At 40.9% G+C, this 16,980-nt stretch carries 15 protein-coding genes and 5 tRNA genes; 19 read left to right on the top strand and 1 reads right to left on the bottom strand.

Annotated elements, in window-relative coordinates:
* The 4 genes from Q0F90_RS02605 to Q0F90_RS02590 all read left to right on the top strand — a co-directional run.
* A partial coding sequence (locus Q0F90_RS02605; RefSeq protein ID WP_296003073.1) for a fumarate hydratase occupies positions 1 to 783 on the top strand: 783 nt, incomplete at its 5' end.
* 21 nt (positions 784 to 804) lie between these two features.
* A complete protein-coding gene (locus tag Q0F90_RS02600; RefSeq protein WP_009352515.1) occupies positions 805 to 1,365 on the top strand; it encodes a Fe-S-containing hydro-lyase in 561 nt (186 codons plus the stop codon).
* Positions 1,366 to 1,589: 224 nt separating this feature from the next.
* Positions 1,590 to 2,141, top strand: coding sequence for a TIGR01440 family protein (locus tag Q0F90_RS02595; RefSeq protein ID WP_296003070.1), 552 nt, complete (start codon positions 1,590 to 1,592; stop codon positions 2,139 to 2,141).
* Positions 2,142 to 2,150: 9 nt separating this feature from the next.
* Entirely contained in the window at positions 2,151 to 4,034 is a 1,884-nt protein-coding gene (locus Q0F90_RS02590; RefSeq protein WP_296003068.1) for an LPO_1073/Vpar_1526 family protein, read from the top strand.
* 108 nt (positions 4,035 to 4,142) lie between these two features.
* Here Q0F90_RS02590 and Q0F90_RS02585 read toward each other — a convergent pair whose 3' ends face one another.
* On the bottom strand, positions 4,143 to 4,868 hold the full coding sequence (locus Q0F90_RS02585) for a Crp/Fnr family transcriptional regulator (protein ID WP_296003067.1): 726 nt from the start codon (positions 4,866 to 4,868) through the stop codon (positions 4,143 to 4,145).
* Between the two features lie 272 nt (positions 4,869 to 5,140).
* On the opposite strand from Q0F90_RS02585, the gene hcp reads away from it, so the two are divergent.
* The 15 genes from hcp (at position 5,141) to Q0F90_RS02510 (ending at position 16,558) form a co-directional block, all read left to right on the top strand.
* Complete coding sequence (gene hcp / locus Q0F90_RS02580) at positions 5,141 to 6,706, top strand: hydroxylamine reductase (RefSeq protein ID WP_296003066.1); 1,566 nt, start codon at positions 5,141 to 5,143, stop codon at positions 6,704 to 6,706.
* Positions 6,707 to 6,945: 239 nt separating this feature from the next.
* Positions 6,946 to 7,608 carry an L-serine ammonia-lyase, iron-sulfur-dependent subunit beta gene (gene sdaAB / locus Q0F90_RS02575; protein WP_296003064.1) on the top strand — a complete coding sequence of 221 codons (663 nt, stop codon included), beginning with the start codon at positions 6,946 to 6,948 and terminating at the stop codon, positions 7,606 to 7,608.
* An 11-nt stretch (positions 7,609 to 7,619) separates the two neighbouring features.
* A complete protein-coding gene (gene sdaAA, locus Q0F90_RS02570) occupies positions 7,620 to 8,492 on the top strand; it encodes an L-serine ammonia-lyase, iron-sulfur-dependent, subunit alpha (protein ID WP_296003080.1) in 873 nt (290 codons plus the stop codon).
* 72 nt (positions 8,493 to 8,564) lie between these two features.
* Complete coding sequence (locus Q0F90_RS02565) at positions 8,565 to 9,980, top strand: CCA tRNA nucleotidyltransferase (RefSeq protein ID WP_296003062.1); 1,416 nt, start codon at positions 8,565 to 8,567, stop codon at positions 9,978 to 9,980.
* Entirely contained in the window at positions 9,980 to 11,947 is a 1,968-nt protein-coding gene (locus tag Q0F90_RS02560; RefSeq protein WP_296003078.1) for a penicillin-binding transpeptidase domain-containing protein, read from the top strand. Before Q0F90_RS02565 ends, Q0F90_RS02560 begins: the two co-directional genes overlap by 1 nt.
* A gap of 118 nt (positions 11,948 to 12,065) precedes the next feature.
* A complete protein-coding gene (locus Q0F90_RS02555) occupies positions 12,066 to 12,893 on the top strand; it encodes a bifunctional 5,10-methylenetetrahydrofolate dehydrogenase/5,10-methenyltetrahydrofolate cyclohydrolase (RefSeq protein WP_296003060.1) in 828 nt (275 codons plus the stop codon).
* Complete coding sequence (gene hypA / locus Q0F90_RS02550) at positions 12,886 to 13,227, top strand: hydrogenase maturation nickel metallochaperone HypA (protein ID WP_296003058.1); 342 nt, start codon at positions 12,886 to 12,888, stop codon at positions 13,225 to 13,227. The genes Q0F90_RS02555 and hypA overlap by 8 nt, the downstream gene beginning before the upstream one ends.
* A 15-nt stretch (positions 13,228 to 13,242) precedes the next feature.
* Complete coding sequence (gene hypB / locus Q0F90_RS02545) at positions 13,243 to 13,896, top strand: hydrogenase nickel incorporation protein HypB (protein WP_296003056.1); 654 nt, start codon at positions 13,243 to 13,245, stop codon at positions 13,894 to 13,896.
* Entirely contained in the window at positions 13,893 to 15,311 is a 1,419-nt protein-coding gene (locus Q0F90_RS02540) for a hypothetical protein (protein ID WP_296003054.1), read from the top strand. The genes hypB and Q0F90_RS02540 overlap by 4 nt, the downstream gene beginning before the upstream one ends.
* A 28-nt stretch (positions 15,312 to 15,339) precedes the next feature.
* Positions 15,340 to 15,804, top strand: a complete 465-nt coding sequence (gene brxF / locus Q0F90_RS02535; protein WP_296003052.1) for a BREX-3 system P-loop-containing protein BrxF — start codon at positions 15,340 to 15,342, stop codon at positions 15,802 to 15,804.
* Positions 15,805 to 16,116: 312 nt separating this feature from the next.
* A tRNA-Thr gene (locus Q0F90_RS02530) sits at positions 16,117 to 16,192 on the top strand.
* A 10-nt stretch (positions 16,193 to 16,202) separates the two neighbouring features.
* Positions 16,203 to 16,287 (top strand) — tRNA-Tyr (locus tag Q0F90_RS02525).
* Positions 16,288 to 16,292: 5 nt separating this feature from the next.
* Positions 16,293 to 16,368: transfer RNA gene (locus tag Q0F90_RS02520), tRNA-Met, on the top strand.
* Between the two features lie 32 nt (positions 16,369 to 16,400).
* Positions 16,401 to 16,476, top strand: a tRNA-Thr gene (locus tag Q0F90_RS02515).
* A 5-nt stretch (positions 16,477 to 16,481) separates the two neighbouring features.
* Positions 16,482 to 16,558: transfer RNA gene (locus Q0F90_RS02510), tRNA-Met, on the top strand.
* Positions 16,559 to 16,980 lie beyond the last annotated feature (422 nt).

Genomic DNA, 16,980 nt, shown 5'->3' with positions numbered 1-16,980 from the left:
GCTTACCACTTGCCAAAAGACATCTATGAAGGCTTGAAAAAAGGTCGTGAAACAGAAGAGTCTCCAGTAGGTCGTATCGTTCTTGATCAACTCATTGAAAACGCTGAAATCGCTGATGCTGAAGATCGTCCATACTGCCAAGATACTGGTATGACAATGGTATTTTTAAAAGTAGGTCAAGACGTTCATTTCGTTGGTGGTGACCTTACTGAAGCTATCAATGAAGGCGTTGCAGCTGGTTACATCGAAGGTTACCTTCGTAAATCCGTTGTAGGCGAGCCATTGTTCAACCGTAAGAACACTCAAAACAACACTCCAGCTATTATCTACACTGACATCGTTCCTGGCGATAAAGTAGATATCCAAGTAGAGCTTAAAGGTTTCGGTTCCGAAAACAAATCTGGCGTAGCTATGCTTGTTCCTGCTGATGGCGTTGAAGGCGTTAAAAATGCAGTTCTTGAAATCGTTAAAAAAGCTGGCCCTAACCCATGCCCTCCAATCGTTCTTGGCGTAGGTATCGGTGGTACTATGGACCAAGCAGCTGTTATGTCCAAAAAAGCTTTGCTTCGCGACATTAGCACACCTCACAAAGATGCTGACTATGCAAAATTAGAAGAAGAAATCATGGAAATGGTTAACAAAACTGGTATCGGTCCACAATTGGGCGGCACTACAACTTGTATCGGTGTAAACATCGAATGGGGTGCAACTCATATCGCTGGTCTTCCTGTTGCAGTTACTATCATGTGCCATGCTGCTCGTCATGCTCACGCAGAACTTTAATCGATAGGAGGTAACATTACAATGGCTGAAACAATTCGCATTAACACTGAAGAATATAATGAAGAGTTTTCCCGTAAATTAAAAGTTGGTGATAGCGTTCTTATCACTGGCAAAATTTATTCCGCTCGTGACGCTGCTCATAAAGTTATGACTGAAGCTTTAGCACGTGGCGAAAAATTACCAATCGATTGGACTAACAAATTCGTTTACTACCTTGGCCCAACACCTGCAAAACCTGGTGATCCAATTGGTTCCGCTGGTCCTACAACTTCTGGTCGTATGGATGCTTACACACCAACAATGCTTGATCAAGGTATCAAAGGCATGATCGGTAAAGGTTCCCGTAAACCAGCAGTAGTTGAATCCATGAAGAAAAATGGTTGCACATACTTCGCAGCAGTTGGTGGCGCTGCAGCATTGATTGCAAAATCCATCAAAAAATACGAAGTACTTGCTTATGGTGAACTTGGTCCAGAAGCTTTGGCTGAATTGACAGTTGAAGATTTCCCTTGCATCGTAGTTGGCGATACTGAAGGTAACAACTTCTACGAAGAAGGCCAAAAACCTTACAGAAAAATCTAATATCACCGCTGAGTGATTAAAAGAGGCTTGCAAATGCGAGCCTCTTTTTTGTTGTTTTCATTCTTTAATAGTATGATAATAGTATAAGAATATACTTTCACAGTTTATAAGTTAGTATCATGTGATGTTCACCACAGATATGTAGACTAAAGTCTACCGATTCTGTCCATTTTATGATAATATACATATAGATTTTATACATTCAAAGTGAGTGAGGCGATAACATGACTTCTGTAGAAACTATTCGTCAGTCAGTTCGCACAGCGATGGCTGAACTACTTGATTTGGCAAAGGTTCGGGAAGGTCAATTATTCGTTGTGGGCTGCTCCACTAGCGAAATTGTAGGTAAAAATATCGGCACTGATTCCCACCTAGATGTGGCTCAGGTCGTATTTGATGAAATATATACTGCTGTTAAGGCGAGAGGTCTTAATCTGGCAGTTCAATGCTGTGAACATATTAATCGTGCTCTTGTTATGGAGCGTAGTGCAGTGACCTGGGAGGAAGAGGTTAATGTAGTGCCTCAACGTCATGCAGGTGGTGCTATGGCTGTAACTGCATATGAACGTTTTGATGATCCTGTAATGGTTGAATTTATTCAAGCTGATGCAGGTATCGATATTGGGGATACTTTCATAGGCATGCATATGAAACATGTTACAGTACCAGTGCGTCTTAGTTTAAAGGAAATTGGGGAAGCCCATATAACTGCTTGTCGTGTTCGTCCTAAGAGCATCGGCGGCGAACGTGCTGCATATAATGAAGCGTTGATGTAGGGGGATAGTATGTCAAACGTAATACCATATTTTGTATTAGCCGTTGTGGCATTGGGCTTCTTTGCTATTTGCTACGCCGTTTTTAGTCGTGGTGATGGTGAAAGCCAGCTTAAACAAAAGGCACAAAACAGTGTAAATAAAGATAATCATGTTGACGAGCAACATGATACTCCGACTGGAACAGAATCTAAGCACGGTGATGTAACGATAACGCATGCAGGTGGTACTCATGTATATACTGCATCGATTGCGGACTCCACTGAAAATCAATCTAACGAAGGGGCTGCGACAAATGAACCTGCAGATGTTGTGGTTGATTCCGGGGATACATCTTTCAATCGAAGAGATGGTAAGAATACACATGTAGAAAATACATCTACTGGTTATTCCTTAGCCTTAGGCGAACACAATGATGCTGTGACTAGTACTGAGTCTAACAGAGAATCTGATATTAAAGAAAAAAGTACTTCTCAATCTTTAGCTACTGAGCCGGATAGTGCAAAAGGTGAAGTTTTACATGATGAACCGGCTGTCGTTGAAGATGATAAAGTTGTAACTTCTTCTGTTACAGACGCAACTATTGTGATGACTGCGGTTTCCGATATTAAGCATTCTAATGGCAACCAAGCTACTCCATTAATGGATAAGACTATTGTTCTTGATAAAGTAACAGATGAGCTGCGCAATCGCGCAAGTTCTGTAGAGGATACCATTGCTATGGGCGAATCTGTAGAGGTCTTAGCTGCTGATGAAGTGGGAAGTATGGAAGTCACTCAAATGATTGGCGGCGCTGATGATGTACAAACTGCAGAAGGGCCATCTGTATTAGATGAAACTCGTCTATTTGATGCATCTGAAATTGAGGCACAATTAGCTGCAGCGAGCTTAGTTGATGAAGAGGTTCCTACTGGTCAGTGGGCTAGAGCAGCGCATGAAGATAAATGTGTTGAACTAGCTATTGCTCCATTTGTACATGCCTTTGGCGTGTTGCATGGGGATACACAATATTATGTAGAAGATATTACTAGAGATGCTTTAGCGGCCCTCAACATTACAAAGCTAGCTGAAGTAAATGCGTTGTTAGACAATATTGTTATTCAAGAAGCTTTGATGAGTATGCAAAAGGCATATGCTGCAACGAATACGGAGTGGATGAAGTCCGCTGCATTAGGTGCATTCCTTGATGTTGTGCAATCGCCTAAATCTAGTACGCCGTACTTAGTAGCCTTTGACGCATTGCGCGTATTACCACATTTAACACTAGGTCACTTCCAAGTCATGGCGTTGACTTTATTGCTGCAATACTCTAGAAACTCCAATAACTATGGATTGATTCATTTCCAACATTATGTGGAAAAATATATTGAGCCATTTATTTCTGATTTGCCTCAAAATCATTCCTTCTATCGTCAGCTCGATTACTTGCGCTGTACCCAAGAGGAACGTGAACCGATTACATTGGCTCAAGTATTATCTAATTCTTATCCGTTTGTATTTAATTATCGTGGCTTCTCTAAGGAAGAATTGTTCCGTGCCACTGATGGTCGCGGTGTAGATCCTCGTTATGTGGTGCGCAGCTTAAACTCTAATTTATATAAATTGGCTTTAGTTGATGAATCCTTGGCACCACGCTTCTTTAGACAAACTCGTATTTCTGACTCCATGGTTCAACGAGATCTTTTGGCACTTATGAAGAGCAAACCAACTGCTTTCAGAGGGCAAGAGGCGCGTGATATTATGGATGATATTTCTCCAGTTCTTTTGGATTTGGCTGATGTGTTTGATAAAACGCCGATGTCCAAAATTAGCTTAACCTTGCTAGGTCTTTACTTAGGCCGAGCTCATGTGAAAGCAACGATTGGTGAAGAGTTTGATTTATCACATTGGTTCTAAGCGACATACCTTTAAAATAGGTAATATAGATAATTTAGATAATAAAAGGTCTCCCTCAATTATTTAGGGAGACCTTTTGTATTTGATTTTAGCACTGATCAGCTAGTACTAAAAGCCATTGAAACCAAAATCTTCAATTTCTTCAATGTTTTGTAGTTTTACAGTGCGACCTGTAATGTCGATAATGCCTTCATCACGCAAGCGGCCTAGTTCACGGCTTAACGCAGTGCGAGATACGTTGAGCACCTCTGCCATTTGCTCGCGATTATGGGGTAAGTGAATTGTTTTAGATTGTTGGCGTTTATAAATATCTGTTAAGTAGGCAAAAATCTTTTCGCGCATTCCTTTTAGAGTAAGGTAATGAACCTTTCTCGTTAAGAGGATTGCCTTTTCTGATAAATCCTCTAATAGATTAGATAAGATTGTCGTTTGGCATTGATGGCAATCTGGCAATGTTTGGATAAATGTTTCGAGTGGGATGAATATGATTTTTGCTGCTTTCGTCGCCTTAATCGTAGCAGGCCATAAAGGTTGTTTACTAAAAAGCAAAGCTTCCCCAAATATATCGGATTGCTCCAGATTGGCCATGATAACGCGTTGGCCCATTACATTTTCGCGAGTCAAAAGGGCGCTGCCTTCTAAGATAACACCAATGCCTTCCATAGGATCGCCAGAGAGGGCAATGAAGTCATTTTTCTTGTAGCTATGAACAATTACTTTGGCGTTGTGTAAATAGCCGCGTAATTCATTGTCTCCAAGTTTATGAAATAGAGGGCATTTTGAGAGGGTAGGCATATATTGATTAATAATATCTTCTGAAAGAATTTGTTTCATAAGCACCTCCGGTGTGAAAAAATCTATAGTAATTTAAAATGATTATTGTATAATAATAGTATAAGACCAAATGGTCTACCTGTTCCACAAGGGGAGTCAGGAAAAATTTTGAAAAAGTTTTTATTTGTTGCTCAAGCTACAGAAATTGTATCACCTTTACGTTATACTTTCAAATGTAATCAATCAGACACCTGATAAAACATCAGTGTAATGTATAGGTTTTATATTATCTAGCTTGAATGCGAGAAAGTCTCGCAAAGGAGGATTTTTAAATGAGCATGTTCTGTTATCAATGCGAACAATCTGCAGCACCAGGCGGCTGTACTGTACAAGGTGTATGTGGTAAAACTGCACCAGTTGCTAACTTACAAGACGAATTAACTGCTGCTTTAGTTGGTTTGGCACGCGCTTTAGACGTAAAAGGCCACACTAAAGAAGGTATCGATTATTTAATGCGTGGTTTATTCATGTGCGTAACAAACGTTAACTTCTCTGAAGATCGTGTTCAAGCGTTCATCGACGAAGTAAATGCTTACCATGCGCAAGTGGACAGCACTCAACAAAACTTCGATTGGGAACAATTGTGGAAAGGTGAAGAAGATATCGTATCTCTTCGTTCCACATTATTATTAGGTATGCGTGGTATGGCTGCTTATGCTTGGCATGCTGCTCGCCTTGGTTTCCATGATGCTGACGTTGACGCTTGGTTCGTTAAAGGTTTAGTTGAAATGGCTAAAGATCACAGCGCTGAAGAATGGCTTGGTCTTTTGATGGAATTCGGCGAAATTAACTTGAAATGTATGGCTGTTCTTGATAAAGCTAATACAGAATCTTACGGTACACCAGTACCAACTACAGTACCTTTGACTGTAGAACCAGGTCCTTTCATCGTTGTAACTGGTCATGACCTTCACGACTTGAAACAATTGTTGATCCAAACTGATGGTAAAGGTGTAAATATCTATACTCATGGTGAAATGTTACCTTGCCACGCTTACCCTGAATTGAAAAAACATCCTCAATTGAAAGGTAACTTCGGTACTGCATGGCAAAACCAACAAAAAGAATTCGTTGACGTTCCTGGCGCATTCTTGTTCACTACAAACTGCATTATGCCACCAAAAGAAAACTACAGAGCAAATATCTTCACTACAGATATGGTAGGTTTCGACGGCTGTGCACACATCGAAGAAAAAGAAGACGGCACTAAAGACTTCTCCGCAGTTATCAACCGTGCAATCGAATTGGGCGGCTACAAAGAAGCTCAAGAATTCACTGGTATCAACGGTGGTCATGAAGTAACTACTGGTTTCGGTCATGGTACAGTATTGAGCATTGCTGACAAAGTAATCGACGCTGTAAAAGCTGGCGCAATCAAACACTTCTTCTTAGTAGGTGGTTGTGACGGTGCTAAAGTAGGCCGTAACTACTACACAGAATTCGTAAAACAAACTCCAGAAGATACAGTAGTATTGACATTGGCTTGTGGTAAATTCCGTTTCAACGACATGAACATTGGCGAAATCGGTGGTATCCCTCGTATCCTTGATATGGGTCAATGTAACGATGCTTACTCCGCTATTCAAGTAGCAGTAGCTTTAGCTGGTGCATTTGAATGTGACGTAAATGACTTGCCATTAACATTGGTATTGTCCTGGTACGAACAAAAAGCGGTATGTATCTTGTTAACATTGTTGGCATTGGGTATCCGCAACATTTACATCGGCCCATCCTTGCCTAAATTCTTCTCCAACAATGTATTGAACATTTTGGTAGAGAAATTCCAATTACATCCAATTACAACTCCTGAAGCTGACATGAAAGCTATCTTGGGTTAATAGGATCTGTTAACTTGTTAACCACAGTCCTACTTCCCCTCTCTTTTATGATTTAGGACTGTTGTTATAAATAACGCACCTAGGGTTCGCCTTAGGTGCGTTTTTTACAACAATTTAAGTCCTTTGTAGGAGTACAAAGATGCCTCTAATGTGCATATAGACATCGATCAATATTGATTGTTATACTATAGGTAAAGTAAGAATTTTCTCACATTATTTATGTGTATATAGAGGCGTGTATGAATAGTATTTTTGATATTATAGGGCCTGTTATGATTGGTCCGTCTAGTTCGCATACAGCGGGTGCTGCGCGACTAGGTAAGATGGCGCGGTGTATTTTCCGTTCCACTCCTAAAAAGGTAGATTTAACGTTATATGGTTCTTTCGCTAAAACCTATAAAGGTCATGGTACAGATCGTGCTTTAGTAGGCGGTTTGTTGGGCTATAAAGAGGATGATAAGAATATCCGCATTGCTCATGATTTAGCAAAAAAAGAGGGGATGGAGTATACGTTCATCGAGTCTCCATTAGATGTAGGTCATCCTAATGTGGTTCGTTTTGATATGTATGATGACCATAATCGTCATATGACTGTTATCGGTAGATCTCTTGGCGGTGGTCAAATTATGATTACCGAAGTGGATGGCAATGACATGTCTATTACAGGTGATGAGTTCACCCTCGTCGTATTCCATGAGGACAGACCTGGTGCGATTTCCCTTATTAGCCAAGCTTTGAGTGAGTCCGATATTAATATTGCAACGATGCGCGTATTCCGTAAAGGTAAGCACAAGGATGCGGTCATGGTTATTACTACAGATACTGTAGTAAATCCAATTACGGTTCAATTTATGCGCGAGTGTCCAGGCATTCAAGATGTCATGACTTTTGAGGCATTATAGGAGGGTGAATGATGAGTTATGCATATGATACAATTGCAGATATTATTCGCCTAGCTGAGGAAAATAACATTTCCTTTGGCGATGTAGTGCTGCGTTATGAATTAGAAAATTATGACCGCAATGAAGATGCGGTTATTAGTGAAATTGAGCATCGTTTAGATATTTTTGAAATGTCTATCCAAGATGGTATTGCATATACTGATAAAACGGCATCCGGTATGTCCGGTGGTCAGGCGGCACAGCTTGACGGTCAATCTCCACGTTTTATGAGTGAAATCGCGTACAAGGCGATGACCTATGCCATTGCTGTAAACGAGGCGAACGCAAAAATGTTCCGCATTGTTGCGTGCCCAACAGCGGGTTCATGTGGGGTTATGCCTGGTGCTGTGAAAGCGGTGGCAGATCACTATAAACTAGATAGAGCTACTGTAGTGAAAGGCTTCTTAGCCGCTTCCGGCATCGGTAATGTAGTGGCTAATCGGGCTTGCGTTGCTGGTGCTGTAGGTGGTTGCCAAGCTGAAATTGGTACAGCTGCATGTATGGCTGCAGGGGCTATCGTAGAAATGATGGGCGGAACGCCACGTCAGGTGGGCCATGCCATTGCATTATGCATGAAAAACTTATTGGGCCTTGCCTGCGATCCTGTGGCAGGTCTCGTAGAGGTGCCATGCGTTAAGCGTAATGGTTTCTATGCAGTCCATGCTATTACTGCATCTGAGATGGCTTTGATGAATATTGAAAGTCAAATTCCCCCAGATGAGGTTATTGAAGCTATGAATAATATTGGTCGCGCTATGCCTGCAGCATTGCGTGAAACAAGTGATGGCGGTCTTGCGGTAACACCGACAGGCACAGCTATTGCAGAAAGAGTGCAATCCTTGTAAGGATTGCACTTTTTTCATGCTTTCATTTGTAGTAAAATAAAAGTTAGACTAGTTCAGAAAGGAGTGTGTAAGATGGAACAAGCAAATCGAATATTGACCGTGCTAGAAGAGGCAGGGTATGAAGCCTATATCATTGGCGGAGCAGTGCGCGATATTTTGATGCATCAAAAGCCTCATGATTTTGATATTGTGACGTCTGCACGTCCTGATACGGTAATTGAAGTTCTACGAGGTCAAGGTATTCAGACCACAGATTTAGTAGGCAAATCTTTCGGTGTAGTAGTAGCTAGATTAGATGGAAAACAATATGAAATTGCTACGTATCGAACTGAACGATATGGTGCAGATAGTCATCGGCCAGAAGAAATCGCTTATGCGGATACCTTAGAAGAAGATGTATTGCGCCGCGACTTTACTGTCAATGGGATGGCTATGAATCGCTTTGGTGAGGTTATCGACCTTGTCGGTGGACGCCGGGATATCAAACATAAGACCTTGCGTACTATTGGTGATCCACAGAAGCGCTTTGAAGAGGATGCGTTGCGCCTATTTAGAGCTTGTCGTTTTGTAGCAAAGCTAGACTTCTTACCAAGTAAGGATTTACTAGAGGCTATGCCTAAGGCTTTTCATCGTGTTTCTGGATTATCCTTAGAGCGCGTTCGGGATGAAATAAATCGGCTCATGCTAGAGCCAGCGGTGGCTAAAGGGTTAGATGTATTAGTACAATCTCGTTTAGCAGAATGTTCTTGCCGCGTTGTGGAAAATGGTGTAGCTCGTGAGGTGCCTATTTTACCTGAGCTATATCATTTGGTGAATTTACCCCAAGAAAAGGACTTTCACCAGTTCGATGGTTGGTATCATACATTAGCCGTTGTATCTAATACAGAGCCGGATTTGACGTTACGCTGGGGGGCATTACTACATGATGTAGCAAAGGGAATGCCTACTGTGCGTGCTGTGGTAAATGGTCGCCTTACAGATCGTGGTCATGATACATTAGGGGCTGAAATGACAGAAACCTTGCTTACTCGTTTAGGATATCCAAAATCATTTGTAAAACGTGTGGCCTGGATTGTAAAGAATCATATGCGTTTCCACTTTTTTGTACAAAATGGCGATGCAAATGAAAAGAAATGGCTTCGCAAAGAGGCTCGTAGTGGTGAGTTCCGGGACAGCCAAATCATGCGCACTGCCTGGGAGCAATTAGCCAAGGTTTGTGCTGCCGATGTATTAGGTTGTGGGAAGCCTTATGCATCAACAGATGGAACATTAGCCTTTGGGGAATGTATGGCCGACCTTAGTTTGGAAATGCCTATACACACAAAGGATTTAAGGTATGATAAAAGAGTTCTTGAACTCGCAGGGAATCAAGTTGGGGAAGGATTGCAATATTTATTAGGTCAGGTTCAAAATGGAGTGATTCCTAATGAACCGGATGCACTATATAATGCATTAGACCATAAGTTACGCCGTCCAGTGGAGAAATGATGAATTTACTAAATAAAGCGTTGCTACGCATGAGTGGATGGAGCCGCACCACCTGGTGTCTTGCCGTTCTCATGACCGTTGCTTTCGTCCTCATCGGACGCTTGGCACAACTGCAGGTCTTTGATACCTTTGACCTAGAGAAGAAAAATCTATTACAAGTTCAGGTGGATAGGAAACTACAATCGCCACGCGGTACAATCTATGACCGTAATGGTAAGCCGTTGGCCATGAGTGTGGTTACAAAATCTTTATATGCGGATCCGAAGATGATTAAACAATCTCCTCAAGAGATTGCAGACCTCATATCTCCGTATGTAACCATGTCTAAAGAAAATATTGTAAAAGCCTTACAAGAGGATACAGCATTTGTTTGGTTGAACCGTATGATGGATGCGGACAAATCAAAAGCGGTACAACAAGTGATTAAGGATAATCACATTGTAGGTCTTAACTTTGTAGAGGAGTCTAAGCGGTATTATCCAAACGGCGTACTAGCGGCTCAAGTGTTGGGCTTTGTTGGCACAGATGATAAGGGCCTTGATGGTCTAGAAATGGTTCTTGATGACGAATTAAAGGGTGGCGTACAACAAGAGATCGTAGCTACTGATAATAAAGGGAATGCTATCTTTGGCTCTGTATTATCTAAATTTTTACCAGATAAGGGTAAGAGTGTAACCTTAACAATTGATGCGACCATTCAATTTATTTCTGAACGTGCTCTCGATAAGGCGATGGTTGATACTGGTGCTAAACATGCGAGCGTTATCGTTATGGATCCAAAGACCGGTGAAATATTAGCGATGGCCAATCGTCCAAGTTATGATCCTAATAACTACAACCAAAGTGGTGAAGAGGCTTTCAAAAATATTGCGGTTACCAATTTATATGAACCAGGTTCTACATTCAAACCTATCATTGCATCTGCAGCCCTTGCAGCAGGCAAATGGAAGTTAGACACTGTGTATAACGATAAAGGGGCCTTCGCTGCCAATGGACATATCATTAGAAACTGGAATGGTGAGGGATATGGTCCTGTTCGTTTGCTAGATATTTTGAAGTACTCTATTAATACTGGTATGGCTGAAATTGGTACATTAACAGGTGCAGATATTCTCTCGAAATATGTACGTGATTATGGCTTTGGTTCTGAAACAGGTATTGAATTGCCTGGTGAAGGAGCAGGTATTTTGTATAATCCAGAGGATATGAGTAAGCTAGACGTTGCTACTATGTCCATTGGTCAAGGTATTGCGGTTACACCATTACAAATGGTTCGCGCCTTTGGTGCACTTTCTAATGGTGGGGCTATGATGAAACCACATATCATCAAGTCTTATAGTAACTCTCAAGGCGATGTAACAAGTACGACTGAAACATCTGTTGTAGGACAACCAGTTCCGGCGGAAACCGCTAAAACCATTGTAGATATTCTAGAAAAAGAAGTATCTGAAGGTGGCGGTACAAAAGCGATGGTAGAAGGTTATCACTTCGGTGGTAAAACTGGTACGGCGGAAAAACTAGATACCAAACATGGCGGTTATCTCGACGGACAATACATTGCGTCCTTTATTGGTTTTGGACCTGTAGAGGATCCAAAATTTGTAGTTCTTGTCGTTATTGATGACCCACAAAAGGGTTCTTTTTATGGTAGTCAAATTGCAGCCCCTGTATTTAAGGACATCGTATCTCAGCTTGTACGGTATTACCAAATGAGTCCGTATGTTAAAGAAAGTACACCAGTAGCTGTTAAAGCTGCTAATACATTACCTGAACCAAAACCGGGAAGTGATGGTTCTGTTACATTGCCTAACTTTACTGGTTTTACCTATGGTGAAGTGCGTGATTGGTTACATAAGGCGGGACTTGCTTTTAAACCGGATGGAACTGGTACGGCTACATCTCAAGATGAAAGTAGCGGTACAACTGTTCAGGCTGGTACAGCAATTACTGTTCATTTCCGTAGATAAAACGAATTCGGTCATAATTAGAAATTATAGACAGTTCGTTATATAATAGAATAAGAGACTTAGGTGCCTCTCCGGAGGCACCTTATTTTATAGATAGTTTGAATGAATGGAGATACACATGATCGAATTACGCGGTAAAGCAGTAGCAGATGCTCACAAGGCGATTTTACAAGAAAAAGTTGCAGCAGTAGGAGACTCTGTAATTACTATGGCAGTATTGCTCGTTGGTGAAGACCACGGTGCTCATATGTATGCTACATTTATGGAAAAGACAGCAAAGAATTTTGGCTATGGCTTTGTATTAAAACAATTACCTGAAACGGCTACACAGGATGAAGTAGTTACAGCATTACAAGCTTTAAATAATGATGCAGCAGTCCATGGTATTCTGCCGTTAATGCCGATGCCTAAACACATTGATACTGAGGCTCTTATCGATATGCTAGATCCTAAAAAAGATATCGATGGTTTAACTACGTACAATATTGGTCTTGTAACTGCTAGCAAAGGGGGCTTTGCTCCTTGTACAGCAAAGGCGTGCATGGCAATTTTAAACCACTATGATATTCCTGTGGAAGGCAAACATGTGGTTGTAGTTGGTCGTAGCCAAGTTATCGGTAAACCAGTAGCTCTTATGACTCTCGGTGCACATGGTACGGTTACAATTTGTCACTCTAGAACTCCTGATTTAGCAGAGCAAGTAAAACGTGGTGATATCGTTATTGCCGCAGCTGGTCGTGCTCATATGATTACGGCTGACATGATTAAACCAGGTGCTGTAGTTATCGACGTAGGTATCAATGAGCTTGATGGTAAAACTGTAGGTGATGTTGATTATGATGCGGTAAAAGATATTGCATCTGCTATTACACCTGTACCAGGTGGCGTTGGTTCTGTAACGACGACGATGATGCTAGAAGCTGTGTATGAGGCGTACCATGCATGAAATGTCTATAGCAGAGGGGATTCTTGATGTGGCTCTCGATACTTTACGTCAACACGACGCAAAGGTAATCCATTCTGTACAGCTTGATTTAGGCCTCATGAGTGGGGTTGAGCCGGATTCATTGCTCTTTTGTTGGGAAGCCGTTACTAAGGGAACTCCTGCTGAAGGGGCACGCATTGAAATCAATACAATTCCCATAGAAGGAAAATGCTTAGATTGTGATAAGACTTTTCCTGTAGAAAATTATAAGTTTATCTGTCCTCATTGTGACAGTCATTTCGTACAAACCATTGGGGGCCGCGAATTACAAGTGACCTCCATGGATATCGATTGATAGAAAGGTTAGGGCATGCAAGTTCAAGTTAAAACTAATGTGCTGGCAAAAAATGATGCCATTGCAGAGTCCTTACAACAGTTGTTTAAGGAAAAAAATATATTTGTATTTAACTTGTTAGGTTCTCCAGGGGCTGGTAAGACATCTCTTTTAGAGGCTACCTTACAAGATTTAACAAAGGATTATCGTCTCGCTGTTATTGAAGGTGATTTGTTTACCGCTAAGGATGCAGAACGAATTCATGCGTTAGGCGTGCCTGTCATCCAGATTAATACGGTTGGTGGTTGTCATCTCGATGCGCAGATGATTCAAGATGCCTTAGGTGATCTAAATCTCGATGAGCTTGATATGATTATTATCGAAAATGTAGGCAATTTAGTATGCCCTGCAGAATTTGAGATTGGTGAAAGTATGAAAGTAACAGTTTTATCTGTTACTGAGGGTGAGGATAAACCCCTTAAATATCCATTGATCTTTAAAGAGTCTAAGGCCATCCTCATTAATAAGATTGATTTGTTACCGTATGTGCCTTTTAAAAAGGAACAGGCTATACAAGATATTCGTAATTTAAATCCTAATGGAGAAATATTTGAAGTAAGTTGCACCGCCCATAATGGTCTTGAACCATGGCTAACATGGTTGCGTGCACAATTGGAGACTAATCGATGAACTATTCTATGAAGAGCCGTATTGTAGCGGCCCTCCTTGTAGGTTTATCTGCTACTACTATCGGATATGCAGCAGAGCCTGCCATTTCTACAGTCAACCCTTTTGCTGTAGAAACTACTGATGAAACAAATGATGCAGTACAAGACGCTGCTGCAGCTAGTCAAGGTGGCGGAGAGGCGTCTGGTGATGCCGATAGCTTAGCGTACCTTGATCATGCGCCCATAAAAGTCGTTAAACCTGAGACAACATCTAAAAATGAGCGCATCAAAACAGGTTGGTTAGCGGAACAGATGGCAGTCACTGAATTTGGTGACTCTATACAGTTCTGGCAAGCGGCTAGCGAAAACGAAGGGCCATTGCCGAGCATCACTCAAAATAATTTGGCCGATATCGGTAAGTCCTATACAGCTAATGATTTGCCATCCATAGGTTCTGAAGATGATTATGCTATCGCTACATACCGCTTGGGCGACAAATTTGTGGTGCCTAAAGATGTAGAAAAAACAGAAGTACGAGATAACTTTACGACGTATCATATGAAAGATATTGCCGTAACTGTATATACAGGTCCTTCTGTAGAGCGCTTGGTAAATGATCAATTGCGTGGTCAAGGGGCGACGTATTTCTTTGAACCAAATACTATTACTAATATTCATAGTACGAAAAAAGGCGTTAATACTGTACGTGATATTGGTCCTGGTAGCACGCGCATGGAATTGGTATTTGCTTATGGCAGTCCTAATGCGATGTGGCGTGATCAAAAAAATGAGACATATATTTTCCTTTATGAAGGTCATTCTGAAAATTCATGGCCACAAAAAAAGGATTTTAAGAGTCCTGTAGAGAATACAAATAATAATAGCCAACAACAATCTATGCTTAGTCAACAAAAGGAATATATTGCTTTCACTATCAAACAAAGCAATGTAGAGGCTGTTGATATGATTAGTGGTCAAGTATGGCCTAGATTTGGTTTACCTAAAGCACCGTTATATGATTTTGAAGCAGGCAAATTGACTGCTGATGATTTCGTATTACGTGGTTTACAGCTAAACGATCATTTCGTCAATGATTCTAATAATGACTGGAAACATCAGGGCATGCTCTTCGGCTCTGCGTTTATTGGCTATAACGAATACGGCGTAAGTGTAGATAAAAAGAATCTCATCAACCGTGTACTATTAAATATTTACACCCCAACGCGTCGCGGCATTGCGATGGGTGATACTAAGTATTTATTGCTCTTTGTGTACGGTATGCCAACTCGTATCGTTGAATCTACAACGAATTCGGGCACGTCTACTGTATATGAATATAAAAATCCAGCGGCAAGCAATTCTTATTTACAGTTTGCCCTAGATGAAAAAAACCAATATATCAAATCCGTTATGTTATCTGACCGTCCGGTTAAGTAGGATAGGTCGCAGCGAGGAGGCAAAGGATATGGTTACAGTACAAGATGTAAAAGAACGTTGGGAAAAAATTCAAAACGATGATGAACGTATATTGTTTATCGTTGGTGGTCCAGGTTCTGGTAAAAGTTTGCTAATTCGTGAATTATCCGAGCAAAAGGGTTGGAAATACTTGGAAGCTAAACAGCTTATCGAAGAAGAATTCCTACTCGTGCCTCGTGATGAACGCCCTAAATTAGCAGAAGAAGTTATTTGTCGTGCTCTTAGCCGTAGTGATACTGAAGTTGTATTGCTCGATGGCATTAATGTATTCTTTGCGCCTATCTTAAATTTAGAACCCTTTGAATTACTAAAAACCATTAGTAAAAAATATCCTATTGTCGTTGGCTGGCGTGGTCACATTGAAGGGGATCAGTTGTACTTAGAACATAACAATGATCCAAAACATGCTGTAGTTACTATTGCACATCCAGATCATGTTATTGCAATCGACTAATTGCAAACTTGAACATATTGGTAAAATATAGGGAAACTATAAATGTATAAAAAGGAGATAGTATATTATCTCCTTTTTTGTTTGCTTTTTTTAGTAACTACGTCATAAAAGCCCGAAACTACGGTGTTTTATGTGGGTTTGATGAAATATAAAATTTTTTTGACAAAATACTTGCATAGGGTATCGTTTCATGTTATTATGATTAAGCACTAAGGGATACCGCAGTGAACGAAGAAAAACTTTGAATAAGTTTTTAAAAAAGTTCTTGACACTTAGTGTGGCAGATGATACAATTCATCTTGTCGTAATGATGCTGGCGTAGCTCAATAGGTAGAGCAGCTGACTTGTAATCAGCAGGTTGTGGGTTCAATTCCTATCGCCAGCTCCATTTTATTTATGGAGGGATTCCCGAGCGGCCAAAGGGAGCAGACTGTAAATCTGCCGTCTTCGACTTCGAAGGTTCGAATCCTTCTCCCTCCACCATCTATAGCGGGGTGGAGCAGTTGGTAGCTCGTCGGGCTCATAACCCGAAGGTCGCAGGTTCAAGTCCTGTCCCCGCAACCACAAATATTCGCAGTGAAATGATCGTTCATTGTGCTGGTGTAGCTCAGTCGGCAGAGCGTATCCTTGGTAAGGATAAGGTCACCGGTTCAATCCCGGTCACTAGCTCCATACATGGCGGCATAGCTCAGTTGGCTAGAGCAATCGGTTCATACCCGGTGTGTCCGCGGTTCAAGTCCGTGTGCCGCCACCATTAAACCTCACGTTGGTGAGGATTTTTTTATTTCTACCCATAAATCTTAATTCTGCTTGTGATTTTACTATTATGGATATAATAGTAAGATCAAAATAGCTACACTATAATATTTAATCATTAATATTAAGAAAGATTAAGATTCAAAAGTAAGAGTTGTGACGTTATAAAATAAAGTCGATAGATAGGAATACTTCGTATCTGTTGACTTTTTTGTATATTTGTATATATGGTATAATAATTTGTAGGGGAATGTTATATTCCATTGATAAATTAGGGTTAATATATTATATTAATACTAGAATGTAATTTGTTTTTGTGAAGGAGGATACAATCCTAATGGCAAAAGAAAAATTTGAACGTACGAAACCGCATGTTAACATCGGTACAATCGGTCACGTTGACCATGGTAAAACTACTTT

Origin of the sequence: uncultured Veillonella sp., from assembly GCF_934190855.1 — a bacterium.
Classification (GTDB): Bacteria; Bacillota; Negativicutes; order Veillonellales; family Veillonellaceae; genus Veillonella.
Note: the sequence above shows the minus strand (reverse complement) of the source record. Positions and strands in the feature narration are given on the sequence as shown.

Excerpts from the sequence above, each read along its gene's own strand:
- Q0F90_RS02600 (WP_009352515.1), top strand. The coding sequence starts at position 805 with ATGGCTGAAACAATTCGCATTAACACTGAAGAATATAATGAAGAGTTT.
- Q0F90_RS02595 (WP_296003070.1), top strand. The coding sequence starts at position 1,590 with ATGACTTCTGTAGAAACTATTCGTCAGTCAGTTCGCACAGCGATGGCT.
- Q0F90_RS02590 (WP_296003068.1), top strand. The coding sequence starts at position 2,151 with ATGTCAAACGTAATACCATATTTTGTATTAGCCGTTGTGGCATTGGGC.
- Q0F90_RS02585 (WP_296003067.1), bottom strand. The coding sequence starts at position 4,868 with ATGAAACAAATTCTTTCAGAAGATATTATTAATCAATATATGCCTACC.
- hcp (WP_296003066.1), top strand. The coding sequence starts at position 5,141 with ATGAGCATGTTCTGTTATCAATGCGAACAATCTGCAGCACCAGGCGGC.
- sdaAB (WP_296003064.1), top strand. The coding sequence starts at position 6,946 with ATGAATAGTATTTTTGATATTATAGGGCCTGTTATGATTGGTCCGTCT.
- sdaAA (WP_296003080.1), top strand. The coding sequence starts at position 7,620 with ATGAGTTATGCATATGATACAATTGCAGATATTATTCGCCTAGCTGAG.
- Q0F90_RS02565 (WP_296003062.1), top strand. The coding sequence starts at position 8,565 with ATGGAACAAGCAAATCGAATATTGACCGTGCTAGAAGAGGCAGGGTAT.
- Q0F90_RS02560 (WP_296003078.1), top strand. The coding sequence starts at position 9,980 with ATGAATTTACTAAATAAAGCGTTGCTACGCATGAGTGGATGGAGCCGC.
- Q0F90_RS02555 (WP_296003060.1), top strand. The coding sequence starts at position 12,066 with ATGATCGAATTACGCGGTAAAGCAGTAGCAGATGCTCACAAGGCGATT.
- hypA (WP_296003058.1), top strand. The coding sequence starts at position 12,886 with ATGCATGAAATGTCTATAGCAGAGGGGATTCTTGATGTGGCTCTCGAT.
- hypB (WP_296003056.1), top strand. The coding sequence starts at position 13,243 with ATGCAAGTTCAAGTTAAAACTAATGTGCTGGCAAAAAATGATGCCATT.
- Q0F90_RS02540 (WP_296003054.1), top strand. The coding sequence starts at position 13,893 with ATGAACTATTCTATGAAGAGCCGTATTGTAGCGGCCCTCCTTGTAGGT.
- brxF (WP_296003052.1), top strand. The coding sequence starts at position 15,340 with ATGGTTACAGTACAAGATGTAAAAGAACGTTGGGAAAAAATTCAAAAC.